Annotated in this window: 11 protein-coding genes and 2 pseudogenes; 2 read left to right on the forward strand and 11 right to left on the reverse strand. The window is 72.4% G+C overall.

The features are described from left to right. The first annotated feature begins 57 nt into the window (after positions 1-57). Positions 58-1,311 carry an MDR family MFS transporter gene (locus tag WBK50_RS31195; RefSeq protein WP_341338987.1) on the forward strand — a complete coding sequence of 418 codons (1,254 nt, stop codon included), beginning with the start codon at positions 58-60 and terminating at the stop codon, positions 1,309-1,311. Positions 1,312-1,384: 73 nt separating this feature from the next. Here the strand turns inward: WBK50_RS31195 and WBK50_RS31200 are convergent, their stop codons facing one another. The 11 genes and pseudogenes from WBK50_RS31200 to WBK50_RS31250 all read right to left on the reverse strand — a co-directional run bounded on the left by WBK50_RS31200 (position 1,385) and on the right by WBK50_RS31250 (position 14,148). After that, a complete protein-coding gene (locus WBK50_RS31200) occupies positions 1,385-1,765 on the reverse strand; it encodes a heat shock protein transcriptional repressor HspR (protein ID WP_341339565.1) in 381 nt (126 codons plus the stop codon). 85 nt (positions 1,766-1,850) lie between these two features. Further along, positions 1,851-3,055 (reverse strand): annotated as a pseudogene (dnaJ, locus tag WBK50_RS31205) (molecular chaperone DnaJ). 28 nt (positions 3,056-3,083) lie between these two features. Then, positions 3,084-3,815, reverse strand: coding sequence for a nucleotide exchange factor GrpE (gene grpE, locus WBK50_RS31210; RefSeq protein ID WP_341338988.1), 732 nt, complete (start codon positions 3,813-3,815; stop codon positions 3,084-3,086). Then, positions 3,812-5,671 (reverse strand): molecular chaperone DnaK, encoded by a 1,860-nt coding sequence (gene dnaK, locus WBK50_RS31215; protein WP_341338989.1) that lies wholly within the window; start codon positions 5,669-5,671, stop codon positions 3,812-3,814. The genes grpE and dnaK overlap by 4 nt, the downstream gene beginning before the upstream one ends. Before the next feature lie 500 nt (positions 5,672-6,171). Beyond that, complete coding sequence (locus tag WBK50_RS31220; RefSeq protein WP_341338990.1) at positions 6,172-6,618, reverse strand: hypothetical protein; 447 nt, start codon at positions 6,616-6,618, stop codon at positions 6,172-6,174. 25 nt (positions 6,619-6,643) lie between these two features. Then, the gene (locus WBK50_RS31225) at positions 6,644-7,585 is read right to left on the reverse strand and encodes a C40 family peptidase (RefSeq protein ID WP_445942413.1); all 942 of its coding nucleotides are present in this window, start codon (positions 7,583-7,585) and stop codon (positions 6,644-6,646) included. A gap of 106 nt (positions 7,586-7,691) precedes the next feature. Further along, on the reverse strand, positions 7,692-8,294 hold the full coding sequence (locus WBK50_RS31230; protein WP_341338992.1) for a hypothetical protein: 603 nt from the start codon (positions 8,292-8,294) through the stop codon (positions 7,692-7,694). Then, positions 8,284-10,245: a hypothetical protein gene (locus WBK50_RS31235; RefSeq protein ID WP_341338993.1), complete on the reverse strand. Its 1,962-nt coding sequence runs from the start codon at positions 10,243-10,245 to the stop codon at positions 8,284-8,286. The genes WBK50_RS31230 and WBK50_RS31235 overlap by 11 nt, the downstream gene beginning before the upstream one ends. 370 nt (positions 10,246-10,615) lie before the next feature. Beyond that, a pseudogene (locus tag WBK50_RS31240) lies at positions 10,616-13,370 on the reverse strand (ATP-binding protein); the annotation flags it as partial. Further along, positions 13,351-13,881 carry a hypothetical protein gene (locus WBK50_RS31245; protein WP_341338994.1) on the reverse strand — a complete coding sequence of 177 codons (531 nt, stop codon included), beginning with the start codon at positions 13,879-13,881 and terminating at the stop codon, positions 13,351-13,353. The gene WBK50_RS31245 and the pseudogene WBK50_RS31240, both read right to left, overlap by 20 nt. 3 nt (positions 13,882-13,884) lie before the next feature. Beyond that, positions 13,885-14,148, reverse strand: coding sequence for a hypothetical protein (locus WBK50_RS31250; RefSeq protein ID WP_341338995.1), 264 nt, complete (start codon positions 14,146-14,148; stop codon positions 13,885-13,887). 432 nt (positions 14,149-14,580) lie between these two features. On the opposite strand from WBK50_RS31250, the gene WBK50_RS31255 reads away from it, so the two are divergent. Beyond that, a complete protein-coding gene (locus WBK50_RS31255; protein ID WP_341338996.1) occupies positions 14,581-17,142 on the forward strand; it encodes a (Fe-S)-binding protein in 2,562 nt (853 codons plus the stop codon). Positions 17,143-17,217 lie beyond the last annotated feature (75 nt).

Raw genomic sequence — 17,217 nt, forward strand, 5'->3', positions numbered from 1 at the left:
GACGGCCGCGGAACCACTTTGTCACGGTTGAGGTGCAGCTGCTACAACAGGGCAACTATGGCCAGCAGCGAGCCCCGCACCGGTCTGCACCGGTGGCGTCTGCTGGCGGACCTGGACCGGCTCACGCCCGTCATGCGGCTCCTCGTGGGCACCCAGCTGGCGTTCAACGTCGGCTTCTACATGGTGCTGCCCTACCTCGCGACGCATCTCACGGACGACCTCGCGCTCGGCGGCGGCCTCGTCGGGCTCGTCCTCGGCCTGCGCACGTTCAGCCAGCAGGGCCTGTTCGTCGTGGGAGGTGCGTGCGCCGACCGGTTCGGGGCCAAACCGGTGATCCTCACCGGCTGCGCGCTGCGCGTCCTCGGCTTCGTGCTCCTCGGAATCGCGACCGGGCTGGCGGGGGTGCTCGCCGGTGCACTGCTCACGGGTTTCGCCGCGGCGCTGTTCTCGCCGGCCGTCGAGTCGGCGCTGGCGCGCGAGGCCGGTGAGCGGCAGGAGGCGGGCGGGCTCGCGCGGACGGACGTGTTCGCGATGTTCGCCGTCAGCGGCCAGGTGGGGTCGGTGGTCGGGCCGCTGGTCGGGACCGCGCTGCTGCTCGTCGACTTCCGGCTGGCGTGCCTCGTCGCGGCGGCCGCGTTCGTCCTGATCGGGCTCGCGCACCTGCGGTGGCTACCGCGCCGCGAGGCCGCGCACGCGGGCGAGCGGATGCTCGCGGGCTGGGCGGAGGTGCTGGCGAACCGGCGGTTCCTCGCCTTCGCGGCGGGATACTCGGGCTACCTGCTCTGCTACAACCAGCTCTACCTCGCGCTGCCCGCGGAGCTCTGGCGCGCCACGGGCAGCCGGGCCGCGCTCGGTTGGCTGTTCGTGCTGGCGTCCGTGCTCGTGGTCGTCGGCCAGCTGCCCGCGACGCGCTGGGCGCGGGGCATCGGCGGAACCCGCGCGATCGTCCTCGGGTTCGGGCTGATGGCGGCGTCGTTCGGGGTGGTGGCGGTGACGACGGTCCTGCCGGTCCCGCCGTCGGCGTGGCCCGCGGTGGTGTTCGTCGCGCTGCTGACCGCAGGGCAGATGCTCGCGGTGCCGATGGCGCAGGACCTGGTGCCGCGGCTCGCGGGGGAGCGGCGACTCGGGGCCTACTTCGGGGTGCTGTCCTCGGCGGGCGGGATCGCGGTACTCCTGGGGAGCACCGCGGTGGGCGCGCTGCTGGACCCGGCGGTCGCGCCGCCGGTGGTGCCCTGGCTGGTGTTGACCGCCGTCCCGCTCCTCAGCGCCGCGACGATCGCCGCGCTGGCCCGCAGAGGCGCCCTCTCGTAGCCGCACCATGGATGGAGCCACACCGCGCAGAAACCCGCGTCGTGGAGCCACGACGCGGGTTTCCGTACGGCGGTTACTTGCCCTGGGGCTTGGGGTGCCAGACGACGATCTGGCTGCGGCGGTCGACCGGGACGAGGTCCCGGCGGTAGGACTGGTGCACCATCGCCGCGGCCTGCTCCGCCGCGGCGTGGGCGGCCAGGACCTCGTCCGCCATCTCGGAGATCCGCGCCTTCAGGTCGTCGACCAGCTGCTCCAGCTCGATGATCCGCTTGATCCCGGCGAGGTTGACGCCGTCCTCCTGGGAGAGCCGCTGCACCTCGCGGAGCAACGCGATGTCCCGCGCGGAGTACCGGCGCCCCCCGCCCGGGGACCGGCCGGGGCTGACGAGCCCCAGCCGGTCGTAGCTGCGCAGGGTCTGCGCGTGCAGTCCGGACAGCTCGGCGGCGATCGAGATGACGAAGACGGGACTGTCCTGACCTGCCCCGGGGGCAGCGGCGAGCCCTGGCCGTCAGACGGTGTGGTCATCCCTCGTCACCTCGTCACCGCGCGCCCCCGAGCAGGCCCGCCCGGGGGTCGTACGACTTCGTCGCCTCGACGTAGCGCTCGAGCGCCTCGGCCGCGGCAGCGTCCAGCTTCTGCGGGACGGCGACCTCGACCGTGACGAGCAGGTCTCCCTTGCGCCCGTCACGACGCTCCACGCCCCGGCCGCGCACCCGCAGCGTCCGCCCGCTGGAGGTCCCCGCCGGGATCTTCAGCGAGACGGTCGAGTCGAGCGTCGGCACTGTCAGGGTGGCACCCATGACGAGCTTCCGGGTAGGTCACCGGCACCTTCAGGGTGAGGTCGTCCGAGTTCTTGGCCGACCGCCCGAAGATCCGGTGCGGCGAGACGTAGATCTTCACGTAGAGGTCCCCGGCCGGGGCGCCACCCCGGCCCGGTTCGCCCTGCCCGGCCAGCCGGATGCGCTGGCCGTCGTCCACACCGGCCGGGACGCGCACGGTGAGCGTGCGCGTCCGCGTGCTGACGCCGTCCCCACCGCACTCGGGGCACGGTTCGTCGACGATCCGGCCACTGCCGCGGCAGTCCCGACAGGGCTCGGAGAACGCGAACGCGCCCTGGCTCCGGCTGACCAGCCCCTGCCCGTTGCAGGTGGGGCAGGTGCGAGGCGACGTGCCCGGCCGCGCTCCCGAACCGCCGCAGGTGTCGCAGCGGCCCGGGGACGAGAGCCGGATCGGCACGGTGGCGCCGCGCACGGCGTCCTCGAACGAGATCCGGAAGCTCGCTCTCCACGTCCGCGCCGCGCCGGGCCCGGCTCGCCGTGGAGTAGCCCTGGGCGCCGCCCCGGCCGCCGCTGCCGAAGAGTCCTCCGAAGAGGTCCCCCAGGCCACCGGCACCGCCGGCGCCGGAACGTCCGAAGATGTCCCCGACGTCGAAGCCCTGCGAGCCGCCCGGGAAGCCTCCGGAGAAGCCCCCCGGGAAGCCGCCCGCGCCGCCGCCGAGCCCGCCGCCCGCGAAGAGCGCGCGGGTCTCGTCGTACTCCTTGCGCTTGGTGGTGTCCGACAGCACGCCGTAGGCCTCGGACACGGACTTGAACCGCGCCTCGGCCTTCGCGTCACCGGGGTTGGCGTCGGGGTGCAGCTCGCGGGCGAGCTTGCGGTACGCCTTTTTGATCTCGTCCGCGGACGCCGTGGAGGCGACGCCCAGCTCGCGGTAGAAGTCCTTCTCGATCCAGTCGCGCTGGGTCATTCCGCCTCCTCTCCGTTCCGCACGCCGGTCAGGCCGGGTTGGTGGGTTCCTCGGGGTTCACCAGCGGGTCGTTCTCGTCCGCCGGGGCCGGTGGGACCGGCTCGTCGGAGAGGAACTCGGGCTCCGGCTTGTCGACGACGGTCACCATCGCCGGCCGCAGCACCCGGTCCTTGAGCCGGTAGCCGCGCCGCAGCACCGCCGAGAGCACCGTGACGGTGGCTCCCGGGGCATCCGCGGGCTCGTGCTGGACGGCCTCGTGCAGCGACGGGTCGAACAGCTCGCCCTCGGCGCCGAACGTGTCCAGGCCGAGCTTCTCCACCACGCCGACGACCTTGTCCGCCACCGACTTGAAGGGCCCGTTGAGGTCCCCGTGCTGCTCGGCGCGCTCGATGTCGTCGAGCACCGTGAGGAGGTCCGCGACGAACGACGCCTTGGCCCCGTGGAGCACCGCCTCCCGGTCCCGGTCGACCCGGCGCCGGTAGTTCGCGTACTCCGCGGAGACCCGCTGCAGGTCTGCCGTCCGCTCCTCGAGCTGCTTCTCCAGGTCCGCGATCCGCGGATCCGCGAGCGACTCGGCGGGGGGCTCGTCACCGCTTCCCGCCGGGGCCGGGTCGGCCCCGGCCGGGGACGCCAAGGCGTCTCCGGCCGGTGCCCGCACCTCGCCCGTCAGCGGGTCGATGCGCCGCCGGTCGCGCACGACGACCGGCTCCTCCTGCTCCCCGGCCGGTCCCTGTCCCTCAGGTCCGTTCGGGGTGCTCACTTCTTGTCCTTGTCCTCGTCGTCGACGATCTCGGCGTCCACCACGTCCTCCGCGCCGCCGGCCTGCTGGCCGGCGCCCGGGGCGCCCTCGGCACCGGGAGCACCCTCGGCGCCCGGCTGCTGGTAGAGCGCGGCGCCGAGCTTCTGCGACTCGGTGGCGAGCTTCTCCATGGCGGCCTTGATGGCGTCCGTGTCGGTGCCCTTCAGGGCCTCCTGCGCCTCGCCCAGGGAGGCGTTCACGCCGTCCTTGACGTCCGCGGGGAGCTTCTCGTCGTTCTCCTTGACGAACTTCTCCGTCTGGTAGACGAGCGTCTCCGCCTGGTTGCGGACCTCGGCGTCCTCACGACGCTTCTTGTCCTCCTCGGCGTGCTGCTCGGCCTCGCGCATCATCCGGTCGATCTCGTCCTTGCTCAGGGCGGACCCACCGGTGATCGTCATGTCCTGGCTCTTGCCGGTGCCCTGGTCCTTGGCCGAGACCTTCACGATGCCGTTGGCGTCGATGTCGAAGGAGACCTCGATCTGCGGGACGCCGCGGGGGGCCGGCGGCAGGCCGGTCAGCTCGAACATGCCGAGCTTCTTGTTGTAGGCCGCGATCTCGCGCTCGCCCTGGAACACCTGGATCTGCACCGACGGCTGGTTGTCGTCCGCCGTCGTGAAGATCTCCGACCGCTTGGTGGGGATCGTGGTGTTGCGCTCGATGAGCTTGGTCATCACGCCGCCCTTGGTCTCGATGCCCAGGGACAGCGGGGTGACGTCGAGCAGCAGGACGTCCTTGACCTCACCGCGGAGCACACCGGCCTGCAGAGCGGCACCGACGGCGACGACCTCGTCCGGGTTCACGCCCTTGTTGGGCTCCTTGCCACCGGTCAGCTCCTTGACGAGCTCGGTGACGGCCGGCATGCGGGTGGAACCGCCGACGAGCACCACGTGGTCGATCTGGCCGACGGAGATGCCGGCGTCCTTGACCACCTGGTTGAACGGCGCGCGGGTGCGGTCGAGCAGGTCGGAGGTGATCCGCTGGAACTCGGCGCGGGAGAGCGTCTCGTCCAGGAACAGCGGGTTCTTGTCGGCGTCCACCGTGATGTACGGCAGGTTGATCGTGGCGCTCGACGAGCTGGACAGCTCGATCTTCGCCTTCTCCGCCGCCTCACGCAGGCGCTGCAGGGCCATCTTGTCCTTGGTCAGGTCGATGCCCTGGGAGTTCTTGAACTTGTCGACGAGCCACGTGATGATCCGTTCGTCCCAGTCGTCACCACCGAGGTGGTTGTCGCCGTTGGTCGCCTTGACCTCGACGACGCCCTCGCCGATCTCGAGCAGGGACACGTCGAACGTGCCGCCGCCGAGGTCGAAGACGAGGATCGTCTGCTCCTTCTCGCCCTTGTCCAGGCCGTAGGCCAGGGCGGCCGCGGTGGGCTCGTTGACGATGCGGAGCACATTCAGGCCCGCGATCTGGCCGGCCTCCTTGGTGGCCTGGCGCTGCGCGTCCTCGAAGTAGGCGGGGACGGTGATCACCGCGTCGGTGACGTCCTCACCCAGGTACGCCTCGGCGTCGCGCTTGAGCTTCTGCAGCACGCGCGCGCTGATCTCCTGCGCGGAGTACTTCTTGCCGTCGACGTCTCCCGTCGACCAGTCCGTGCCGATGTGGCGCTTGACCGAACGGATCGTCCGGTCGACGTTGGTGACGGCCTGGTTCTTGGCCGACTGGCCGACCAGAACCTCACCGTTGCGGGCGAACGCGACGACCGAGGGCGTGGTTCGGGCGCCCTCGGAGTTCGCGATCACCGTCGGCTCGCCGCCCTCGAGGACGGCGACGACGGAGTTGGTGGTTCCGAGGTCGATACCGACCGCACGAGCCATGGTGGTTGCCTCCGTGTTGCTGTACTGACAGGTCTGGTTGAGCTTGTCGGACTCAAGTCTCGCCGCGATCCTGCCATAGGGTCAATCGGGCCTTGAGCCGGATCCGCTCAACTTGCTCACCCGACCCAACGAGCGGGTCCGAAAACTTGTTCCCGCCCGGCTCAACTTCTCTATCCGCCCACGGACAACTCACAGGTACAACGACCCGATCCGGCCCCCCGAGCCCCGCGAGCCGCGCTCCGAGGCCGGGCGAGTCGCGATCCGGGGCCGGGCGAGTCGCGATCTGCGACCGGGCGAGTCGCGATCCGGGACCGGGCGAGTCGGGATCCGGCGCGCCCTGCGCGTCGACTACTCGCCCGGTCCTCCTCGCGACTCCCGCGGTCCCAGACACCGACTCGCGGGGCCTGAGACCGCGACTCGCCCGGCGCCAGATAGCGACTCGCGGTGTATCAAGCGGTCTCGGGGCGGCGCTAGAAAGCGCTAGAGAGCAGTACGGAGGGCTACAGGGGGGCGGCCGGCCGGGGTTCGACCCGGCCCTCGGAGGGCGCGGGCAGCGGATCCTCGACGGGCGCGAGCACCCGGTGCTGCAGCGGGTCCGCGACCGGCGTGCCAGAGGCGTCCCGGTACTCGAGCTCGCCCGCCGCATTCAGGTCCGCGACGTAGCCCGCGGCGGCGAGCTGCTCCTCGTCGAGGTCGGTGAGCAGCTCCCAGCGGCTCGGGACGACCCGGTAGTCCGGCCACCGCAGATGCCCGTAGGCGTCGTGCAGGTCCGCCAGCATCCCGGCGAACACCTGCTGCCAGCGCAGCGGCATGGATTCGGCGAGCGAGCGCGGGACGACGAGGTAGTCCGGGCCGGCGCCGGGGGCGGGGCGGTCCAGGTAGTCCGCGAGCGGGGTCGTGGAGGCCGGGGTGCGCGGGAGGGGTTGGCGCGGGTCCGTGCGGGCCATCGGGCGGAGCTCTCCGAGATCGAGGTCAGGCGGTGTTGGGGGTGGTGCCGGGGCGGGTGGCCAGCGGTACCAGTTCCCGATAGTCCCACGACACCTTCTGCACCCGGACGTTCTGCCCGCTGTACGGCGCCTCGACCATCTGGCCGTCGCCCATGTAGAGGAAGACGTGGTGGATCGTCGTCGGGTCCGAACGGTCGGTCGCGTAGAACATCAGGTCGCCGGGCTGGGCCTCGCGGACGGGGACGTGGCCGCCGGCGTTGAACTGGTCCCGGGAGACGCGGGGCAGGTTGATCCCGGCGATGTTGTAGGCCCACTGCATCAGCCCGGAGCAGTCGTAGGTGTCGGGACCCTCCGCGCCCCAGACGTAGGGCTTGCCCACTTCCCTCAGCGCCGCGTCGATCGCCGTCCTGGCGACGCCGACGGGCAGGCTCGCCGAGCCGGAGCCGCAGCCCGACGGGTCCGGCACGTCGGCGAGGGTCCCGACCAGCTGGGCGGCGAGGCTTTCCCACTTGGCGTAGGCGTTCGGGAAGGCCGAACGCTGGACGTCCTGGGCCGCCTTGGTGACCGGCTTGGCCTCCCAGTTCCCGCTGCCCTGCAGCGCGTCGTAGAACTTCCGCGCGCTGTACTGCGGGTCCGTGACCTCCGCCGGCGAACCCCAGCCCTGCGAGGGACGCTGCTGGAACAGGCCGAGCGAGTCACGGTCGCCGTAGTTGATGTTGCGCAGGGTGGACTCCTGCATGGCCGTCGCCAGGGCCACCAGCCACGCCCGCGACGGGAGACCCATCTCCTTGCCGACGGCGATGATCGTCGCCGCGTTCCGCTTCTGCTCGTCACTGAGCGTCTCGATCGTGCTGCCGGCCTGGCGGGCCGAGCTGAGCGGGCCGATCCCGGCGTCGCAGGTCCGCGGACCCGGTGTCCCGGTGCCCGAGTTGGGCGCGAACACCACGAACCCGATGGACAGGAACATCACCAGCGCGGCCCCGATCGCGACGAGGGGCAGGAGGAGCCGCAGCGGGCGCAAGGCTCTCGTGTTCACGCCCCCGCCTCCACCGGAGGGAGCACGTCGGCGGGCCTCATGCCTTGTCGTAGCCGGCGACCTGCCAGCCACCGCTCTCGGTCTGCACGACCAGCACGCGCAGCGTCAGCGCGTCCGTCGGGACGTCGACCCGGACCGAGCGGGGCGAGACCTGCACGGCCTTCGGCTCACCGGTCACCCGGCTCGCCGGGATGTTGCGCGGGTCGACGCCGGTCAGGGTGCCGATGTACTCGTCCGTCGTGTACGGACGCAGGCCGGCCACCCACTGCTCGGACGTCATCCCCTCCGGATGCGTCGCCCAGTTCCGGGACCAGTCCGCCGCGACGGACAGGGCCTGCGCCGGGGCGGCGGAGAGCGGCAGGGTCGTCGGGGTCAGCGGGGCGACGGGCGGCAGCGCGGTCGGCTCCGCGGAGGCGGAGCCCCGGGACGCCCCGGCTCCGGCGCCGACCGCAGTGCCGGACCGCCCGCTGACGACCGGATCCGGCGCCGGCCCGCGCAGGGACGTCGCGAGCGCGCTGACCCCGATCACCAGGCCGAGGACGACGACGGCGGTCACGGCGAGCCGCAGCGGGGACCGCAGGGGCCACGACCAGACGGACCGGTAGGCCGCCGATCGCCCGCGCGGGGACCTAATCGGCACTGCCGCTCCAACCGGGCCGGTTCGGTCCCGCCCCGTTCGCGGAGGAGCGCGGGCGGTAGATCCGGTAGACCGGGACCCCGTCGACGAGCTCGGGCTCGACGGTGCGGGCCGGCGGCCGCTCCGCGTCCGAGCGGCGGTAGATGCCGCGCTCGTCGACACCGTCCGGGTCCGCGCGGCCGGGCACGCCGCCGGCCACCCGGGTGCCGCTGCCCCCGCCCGTCGGCAGGGCCTGGCGCCGGGCTCCGGAGAGCGCGGCCGACGACGCGGGCTCGGCCTCCGCGCGCCGGCGCGGCGGCCGCGTGCCGGAGCCCGTCGCCCGGGTGTCGGTCGCGGTGGCGCGAACGGTCTCGGCCTCGGGCCGGACGCGCTCGCCGAGCGGCGCCCCGCCGCCCCCACTGCGCTCGGTCCACCAGCGGCCCTGCCGGTCCTCGGGCTCGGCGCCGCGGATCCGGTGCCAGACGCGGGACATCGGCCCGTCCCCGGCACCGGGGACGATGCCGCCGAACTGGTCCCGGGTGAGGGACACCATCGAGACGAGACGCCGGAAGGGCCGCGCCACGGCCCAGAGGACGACGGTGACGACACCGGTGACGAGGAGAGCGAGCCAGAGGTCGATGCCGGCGCCGGGCCGGAACAGGGACACGACGAGCAGGGCGTGCAACCCCGCCAGCGCCCCCACGACGATGGTGTTGACGATCGCGGAACCGGCCACCCGTAGCAGGGCGGGGAGGACGTCCGGTTTCAGCACCGCGACGACGGCGATCGCCGGTGCGGTCATCACCATGAGCCGGAGCAGCAGCATCGCGACCAGCACGAGGACCTTGGAGAGGAGCTGGAACAGCGCGATGCACACGGCCTGGATCACCGCGAGCACCCCGACGCCGACCCGGCTGCCGGACTCGCCCTGGAAGTAGCTGTAGCGGTCGCCCATCCGTCCGGCGAGCGCCGCGTAGTCGGCCTTCTTCTGCTCGGCGAGCTCGGGCGTCGCCCGGCCCTCGAGGACCTCGTCGATGGTGAACGCCTGCGCCCGCAGCAGGTCCCGGCCCAGCTCCTGGGCCTGCGGGACGTCCGGCGCGCCGAAGTTGCCGCGCAGCCAGTTCTGGTAGACGACCTGGTCCACGAGCACTGTCGGCAGCGTGTCCTTGTCGCCCAGCCCCACCTGCGACAGGAAGCCCTGCTGCATCTGCGTGACGCCGTCCAGCAGCAGCGCGTCGCCGGCCTTCGCCCAGTCCACCGGCGCGAGGTAGGCCACCCCGGCGATCACCAGGGCCCCGAGCGCGAACGCGGCGCGCTGGGTCTGCCGGGCGAGGTCGCCGCGCATCGCGAGGACCAGCAGGATCACCGCGAGGATCAGCAGCGCCACGCCGATCCACACCGTGAAGACGGATTCGTACATCGCCCTGGTGGCGTCCGTGATGACCTTGTCGAGCGGATCGAGGAGCGCGCCGCCGTCCGCGATCAGGTAGTGCGCCCAGTTCACCCCGCCGACCGTGACCTTGGCGAGGTTGAACGTCTGGTTGCCGAGCCAGGTGTCCGTGCTGGTCGCGGGGTTGAGCGCGGAGCCCGCGCAGCCGAGGTCGTAGTTGTGCCAGACGAGGCCCGCGTAGCCGACCTCGCGGTACACGCTGCCGATCTCGCCGCCGTCCGCGCGCGGTCCGTCGATCGAGCCGACGAGGCCCGTCCCCGGCCGGTCCGGCTCCGGGGACTCCTTGCAGTCGAAGGGCTGCGCCATCGCGGGCGTGCCCATGAGCACCGATCCGCCGACGAGCGCCACGACGACGAGCAGCGCCGCCCGGCGCCGCCCCTTCGGCCGCCCGGACGAGCCGTCGACCGGGACACCCACAGCACGCGCGGCCTGTCGCCTCTTGCGCCACGCCAACACCACGGCTCCCAGCAGCACCAGGAGCACCGGCCAGGCGCCCGAGCCCGTGAGCGGGTCCTCCCCGGTCACCGCCGCGCGGCCTCGCCGGCGGCACCCACGTGCGCCCCGGGATCGTGCTCGATCGCGTGCCCGTCGCCGTCGGCCCGCTCGCCCCCGTGCGCACCGGTCCCGTTCTGCACGGCGCCGGTCGGCCCGGGGTCACCCTCGGGGCCGTTCCCGTCGACGATCTCGTCGTCCGCGTCGTCCGCCCAGGGGTCGTCCAGGTCGTCGAACAGGTCGACGTCCTCGTCGTCGAGCAGCTGGGCCTCGCTCGGCACGATCTGCACCGATCCGGCGCGCCCGCCGTACCGGCCGCCGACCAGCTCGTCGTCCCCGCCGGGGCCGACCCGCGTGGCCCGGCCGCTGCGGATGTCCGGCGCCGACAGGTCGAGACCCGACTCGTCGTCGTCCAGATCGATTCCGCCGGGGGGCACGGGCCCTGGCCGGGCGGCGAGCGCCGCGGGCTCGTCGGGCGCGCGGACGGCCGAGGCGGAGGCGGGGACGCCGCGGACCGCGACCCGGTTCGCGTCCGGGTTCGTGTCCAGCGCCTCGCGGACGTGCTCGAGATGCGGCGCCTCGAGGTCGATCCGCACCTTCTCGACGCCGCCGTGCCCGTCCGCGAACACGAACTGGCGCGGGGTGTCGTCCGGGCGGTCGTCGTGGCGCGGGCGGGGGACAAGGTGCCGAGCATCTGCTCGTAGCCGACGCCGGTGGGCACGCGCAGCAGCCGCAGCGCCTCGGTCTGCGCCTCGTCGTCGTCCGTGCGGCCGACGAACACCGCGTTGACCAGCGACGCGAAGCCCGAGACCCGCAGCAGGTCGCCGGCCAGCTGGGAGGCGAACAGCGCGCGGACGTTGAACTTGCGGGAGTCCCGGGCGAGCCGGTCGATCAGGACCTTGCCGGTGGGCACCTGGGAGAGGAAGTGGGTCTCGTCCAGGGCGACGCCCTTGCGCGCGTTGCGGTCCGCGTCGTAGATCGTGCGCTGGGTGAGCCAGGACGCGAGGTTCAGCAACTCGACGGCCAGGGACTCGCTGTCCGTCCACTCCTCGCGCGGGCTGCCCGGCCGCGGCAGGGTCATCCCCTGCATGGTCAGGACGGTCAGCCGGTAGTCCCGGTCCGCGGCCCACGGGTCGTCCCGGCTGGTGTCCGGGAAGAGCAGGGCCGCCTGGGGAAGCTCGCGGCGCTCCTCGAGGAAGTCCGCGACGACGCCCGCGTGGTCCTCGCCGTCCCGCGCGTGCCGGCGTAGCGCGTCGATGACCAGGCCGGGGTGGCGGTCCGGGGCTCCGCCGACCTCGCGCACCGCCCGGAGCAGCACGATCCGGGTGTGTGGCAGGCGCGCGACGTCGAAGGGCAGCAGCCCGGTCAGCACGTCGAGCACGAGCCGGCGGCGGGTCGCGGCGGCCAGCGAGCGCTCCCGGCGCCAGGCGCGCTCCGGGTCCTCCTCGTCCGCGAAGTGCTCGGGCCGCGGCTCGGCGACGACCCGGTACGGGTTGAGGATGCCGGGATCCGCCCGCAGCAGGTTGATGTGCCGGGAGAACGGCGCCAGCTCGGGCAGCCTGGTCAGCTCGGCGAGCGGGCCGGACGGGTCCAGCACGGTCCACTGCGCACCCGCGCGGAGGGTCTTGTAGACGATCAGTCCGGTGAGGAACGACTTCCCGGAGCCCAGCCCCCCGACGACGGCGGTGAGGCCCGACGCCCGCCGGACCTCCTGGGCCAGCCACGGGTCCCACGCCACGGGCCGCCGGGTGGCCGTGCAGGTCTCGCCCAGCATGATCCCGCGCCGGTCCCCGACGCTCGCCGTCGCCGCGGGCACCGCGGCCGCGGCCCAGGTGACCGAGCCGCGCCGCCGGTACGCGGTCGACGCCAGTTGCTCGCCGGGGATGAACTCGCGGGCGTAGCGGTACTGCGCCTCCGGGTGCTCGATCTGCACCTTCGGCGCGTAGGTCTCGAGCACCTGTTGGGCGCGGGTGATGGCCTCGGCCTCGTCCTTGCCGGCGACGGCGATCCGCCACCACCCGTAGAGCCGGGTGTTGAGCTGGGTGAGCCCGGTGGTCAGCTCGTCCTCGACCTCGAGCACCCGGTCCGCCTGCCGCGCCAGCGACATCGGCGGTTCGAGATCGTGGTCGTGCGTGTAGTGCCGGATCTGGCTGCGTACCTTGCCCATCTGGCGCTGCAGCTCGCCCGCCACCTCCTCGGGCCTGCGGATGTAGATCCGCGCGGACCACTCCACCGGGAACGGGAGCCGGTCCGAGTGCTGCATCCACGGGTCGTCGACCTCCGGGATGCGCAGGCCCTCCATCAGCCCGACGGAGAGCACGGCGACGTTGCGCTGCACGGTCCGGCTGCGCACCCGGCCGACGACCCGGACCGTGGGCGCGTACGGCTCCTGGTGCAGCTCGACGCCGTCGGTGAACGACGCCAGGTCCTCGCCCTCCCACCGGTGCACGCCGGCAGGGACGGACGCGAGGCTGCGCGGCGCGGGCAGGCCGAGTGCGACGCTGCGGTGCATCAGCCAGGCCATGTCCTCGGCCGTGGCCGGGACGGCATCCAGCCCCGCGCCGGCGACCAGGACGTCCAGGTGGTTGATCTCGGACTCGAGCGCGGAGAAGCTCGGCGCGCACCGCCGCGGGCGCGACCTTGCCGAGCACCGGTGCGGCCTTCTCCACCCAGCGGTCCAGCATGCTGCGCCCGGAGACCTCGATGCCGAGGAAGACCTCCTTGTCCGACATGGACAGGCCCATGAGGTGCCGCTGCTCGCCCTCGAGGAACGAGTCCCAGCCGAGCGCGCCGGGCACGTCCGGCATCCGGCCCAGGGCGTTGTTGTCGAAGGACTCCGCCCACATGTGGACCGGGTACGGCCGCGTCGTGACGCGCAGGTGCAGCCAGCGGCCCTGCAGCTCGCCGAGCTGCGCGGCGATCTGGCGGATCAGGATCTCGCGCTGGGAGTCGCTCCGGAAGCTCCAGGCCTGCGCGGCCAGGCGGTACCAGGCCATGACCTGCGTACCGGTCCGGGTGACGTGGCCGTCGATGGAGCGCAGGGCGATCGTCGGCGTGAACCTGGGCAGACCGGACTCGCCGGCCAGCGCGCGCCCGGCCGGGCGCCGCCCGTCGCGCAACGGGCCCTGCCCGCGGTCGTCACGGGCGGCCACGTGCACGGTCCTTCCCGGGCGTCGCCCCGACGGACGGCAATGCCTTCGCCACCTTCGCCACCGAGCCCGACGACCGCGTTCCCGACGGCGGCGAACCCTTGGCAGACCGTCCGGACCACTCGCGCGACGGGGCGGTCCGGTTGCGGCCCAGGCCCCGCTCGACGGACGAGCGGATCCGCACATGACCCGCGCGGATCGGCCCGCCCCGCGGCCCGGTCCGCACCCGCGGGCCCGTGACCTCGTGCGAGAACAACGCGAAGACCTGTCCGAGCGGCCGCTCGTAGTCGATGCGCTTGCCGAGCAGTCGCGTCACCACCACCGTGATGATCAGCCCCCAGGCGACCGAGAAGAAGCTCAGCCCGATCCCGACCCGGCGCTGCAGGAACATCACGATGATCATGACGAGGAGGCCCACGCCGTAGCTCACGTAGCGGGCACGCCAGGGAAAGGTGGCGCGCGGCGGGCCGAGCCAGACGGAGTCGACGCGGTAGACCTCGTCATCGGTGCGGACGAGCACGACTCACCCCACGATGAGGTTGGCGAGGAACGCCCCGACGCGCGGACCGTTCCCGGACACCGCGATACCCAGCGCGACCAGCCCCACGATGAGCCCGACGCTCCGGCGCGCGACGCCGGCGTTGTCCCCGCGGCCGCCGATCCACAGAAGGATCACCGCGATGGTGAGCAGGATCAACGGAACCACGTTGTCCTGGATCCAGCCCTGCAGACCGTTGGTCGTCAGATTCTGGGCGTACCAGAGGGCTGTCGCCCCCGGTGCGTGCATGACGGCTCCTCCTGTTGACCCCGCGAGGCAGCTTAGCGAGCGATCGTCCGTGGCTGGGCCTGAACGCGCGGGCTCACACGATGGCACGTGATCAACACCCAGCGTGACGCACGCTAAGGGCCGATCAGGTGATCTCGCAGTGAGGCGCACCGGGACCGCGCTCGAGGAGATCCCTCTCACACCGCCCCGGTCCCGAACGGTACCGGAGCGGCTTCCGACCAGGCCCCGATCCGGTGAAGACGGGCAATCGGTGCGCGTCCGAGCACGTCACAAGGGCGAGTCACCGCGCGGGTGACTTATTCTCCGGCTCACGCGAAGTCGTCGCGGGACCGCAGTGAGGCCGTCACACCCGAGGAACAGCCGGGCATTACCGACGAGTAACTCTCCGCGTAGCCTCCCGGGCGGAACGCACAACAGGAGGGTTTCGACGAGATGAGCTGGCTGCAGATCGTCCTCGGCGTGATCACGGCGCTGTCCGCCGTGGTGGCCGTCGCGCTCGTGGCACGCACCGTGGCGAGGATGCTCAGCATCATCAAGCTGGGGCAGCCCGACCCGACGCGCACGGGGCCGTTCGGCCCGCGCTTCGCCACGATGCTGAAAGAGACGCTCGGGCACACCCGGATGCTCAAGTGGAGCCACGTCGGTGTCTTCCACTGGCTGGTCATGGTCGGCTTCGGCGGCCTGTTCCTGGCGCTGGTCGAGGCGTTCGGCGAAGTCTGGAACCCGACCTGGCACCTGCCGATCCTGGGCCAGTGGGGGCCCTACAGCCTCTTCGTGGAGATCCTGGGCGTCGGCACGGTCGTCGGGATCATCCCGCTGATCATCTACCGGCAGGTGAACCATCCGCGCCGGCTGGGCCGCGAGTCCCGCTTCTACGGCTCCCACCAGGGCCGCGCGTACTTCGTCGAGGCGATCGTGCTCCTCGAGGGCCTCGGCATCCTGGTGGTCCGCGCGGCCAAGCACTCGCTCGGCGTCTTCGAGGTGCCCGAGTGGTCCGCGCCGGTGTCGATCGCGCTGAGCAACATCATCCCCGCGTCGCCCGACGTGGTCACCGTCTTCGCGACGGTGAAGGTGCTGTCCGCGACGATCTGGCTGATCGTCCTGGCCGCGACGCCGACGATGGGCGTGGCCTGGCACCGGTTCACCGCGTTCTTCAACATCTACTTCAAGCGCGAGGACGACGGCCGCAAGGCGCTCGGCAACGTCAAGCCGATGATGAGCCAGGGCAAGGTGCTCGACCTGGAGGAGGCGGACCCGGACACGGACACGTTCGGCGTCGGCAAGGTCGAGGACTTCACCTGGAAGGGCCTGCTGGACTTCACGACCTGCACCGAGTGCGGGCGCTGCCAGAGCCAGTGCCCCGCCTGGAACACCGAGAAGCCGCTGTCGCCGAAGCTGCTGGTCAACGCGCTGCGCGATCACACCTACGCCAAGGCGCCGTACCTGCTGGCCGGTGGCCGCACGGACATGGCCGGCGACGAGGTCGGCATCACCGGGGACGACGCCGAGGCGCGGCTCGCCGCGATCCCCGAGTCCGCCCGCAAGGAGGCCGAGCGGCCGCTGATCGGCGGCGAGGACGTCCTCGGGGTCATCGACCCGGACATCCTCTGGTCCTGCACCAGCTGCGGCGCCTGCGTCGAGCAGTGCCCGGTGGACATCGAGCACGTCGACCACATCGTGGACATGCGCCGCTACCAGGTCATGATCGAGTCCGAGTTCCCGACGGAGCTGTCCGGGCTGTTCAAGAACCTGGAGAACAAGGGCAACCCCTGGGGCCAGAACCAGAAGGACCGCCTGGACTGGACCAAGGACCTGCCCTTCGAGGTCCCCGTGTTCGACGGCGAGCTGGCCGCGGAGACCGAGTACCTCTACTGGGTCGGCTGTGCCGGCGCGTACGACGACAACGCCAAGAAGACGACCAAGGCGACGGCGGAGCTCCTGCACCGCGCGGGCGTGAACTTCGTGGTGCTCGGCACCGAGGAGACCTGCACCGGCGACCCGGCGCGGCGCTCGGGCAACGAGTTCCTGTTCCAGATGATGGCGCAGCAGACCGCCGAGGTCCTCAACAGCGTGTTCGAGGGCCGCGAGCCCGGCACCCGCAAGATCGTGACGACCTGCCCGCACTGCCTCAACAGCCTCGGCCGCGAGTACCCGCAGCTCGACGGGCACTACGAGGTCGTGCACCACACGCAGCTGCTGAACAAGCTGGTGCGCGACGGCAAGCTCGTCCCGGTCGCCTCCGCCGAGCCGACGGCGCCGGTCACCTACCACGACCCGTGCTACCTGGGCCGGCACAACGAGGTCTACGAGGAGCCGCGCCAGCTCGTCGGCGCGGTCGCGACGCTGACCGAGATGCCCCGGCACGCGGACCGCTCCATGTGCTGCGGCGCCGGTGGCGCGCGGATGTGGATGGAGGAGCGGATCGGCCAGCGGATCAACGTCACCCGCACCACCGAGGCGATCGAGACCCTCGACGGCGCCGGGATGAACGGAGCGGGCGGCACCATCGCCGTCGGCTGCCCGTTCTGCCGCACGATGATCGGCGACGGTCTGACGCAGAAGCAGAGCGAGGGCTCGGGCGAGGGCGTGCAGGTCCAGGACGTCGCCCAGCTGCTGCTCGCCGCCGTGAAGCGCGGTGACGCCCCGGAGAAGCCGGCCGAGGCCGCCGACGACGCGACCGAGGGCGACGTCGTGCAGACGACGGAGACGCCGCTGACCGAGCACGCCGACGCCTCTCCCGCGGACGGCGACGAGCCGGGTGCGGACGCCGAGCCCGAGACGACCCCGGCAACGGCCGACGCGGCGGGGACGGACGGGCCGCCGGCGGACACGTCGAAGGCGGACGTGACGACGGAGATGAACGACGCCGCGCTGAAGGCCTCGGACGAGCCCGGCCCGGACGATGCGAAGGCCTCGTCGAACGGCACCAACGGTCAGGGCCCGGCTGCGTCGGCCGGCTCGGACGACCCGAAGCAGGAAGACGCCACGAAGTAGGATCTCGCCCGGCCCGAACGGGGTCGGTCCGCGACTGCGGACCGGCCCCGTTCGCCGTTCGTGCGGCACGGAGAT

It is taken from the genome of Pseudonocardia sp. T1-2H (genome assembly GCF_038039215.1).
Classification (GTDB): Bacteria; Actinomycetota; Actinomycetes; order Mycobacteriales; family Pseudonocardiaceae; genus Pseudonocardia.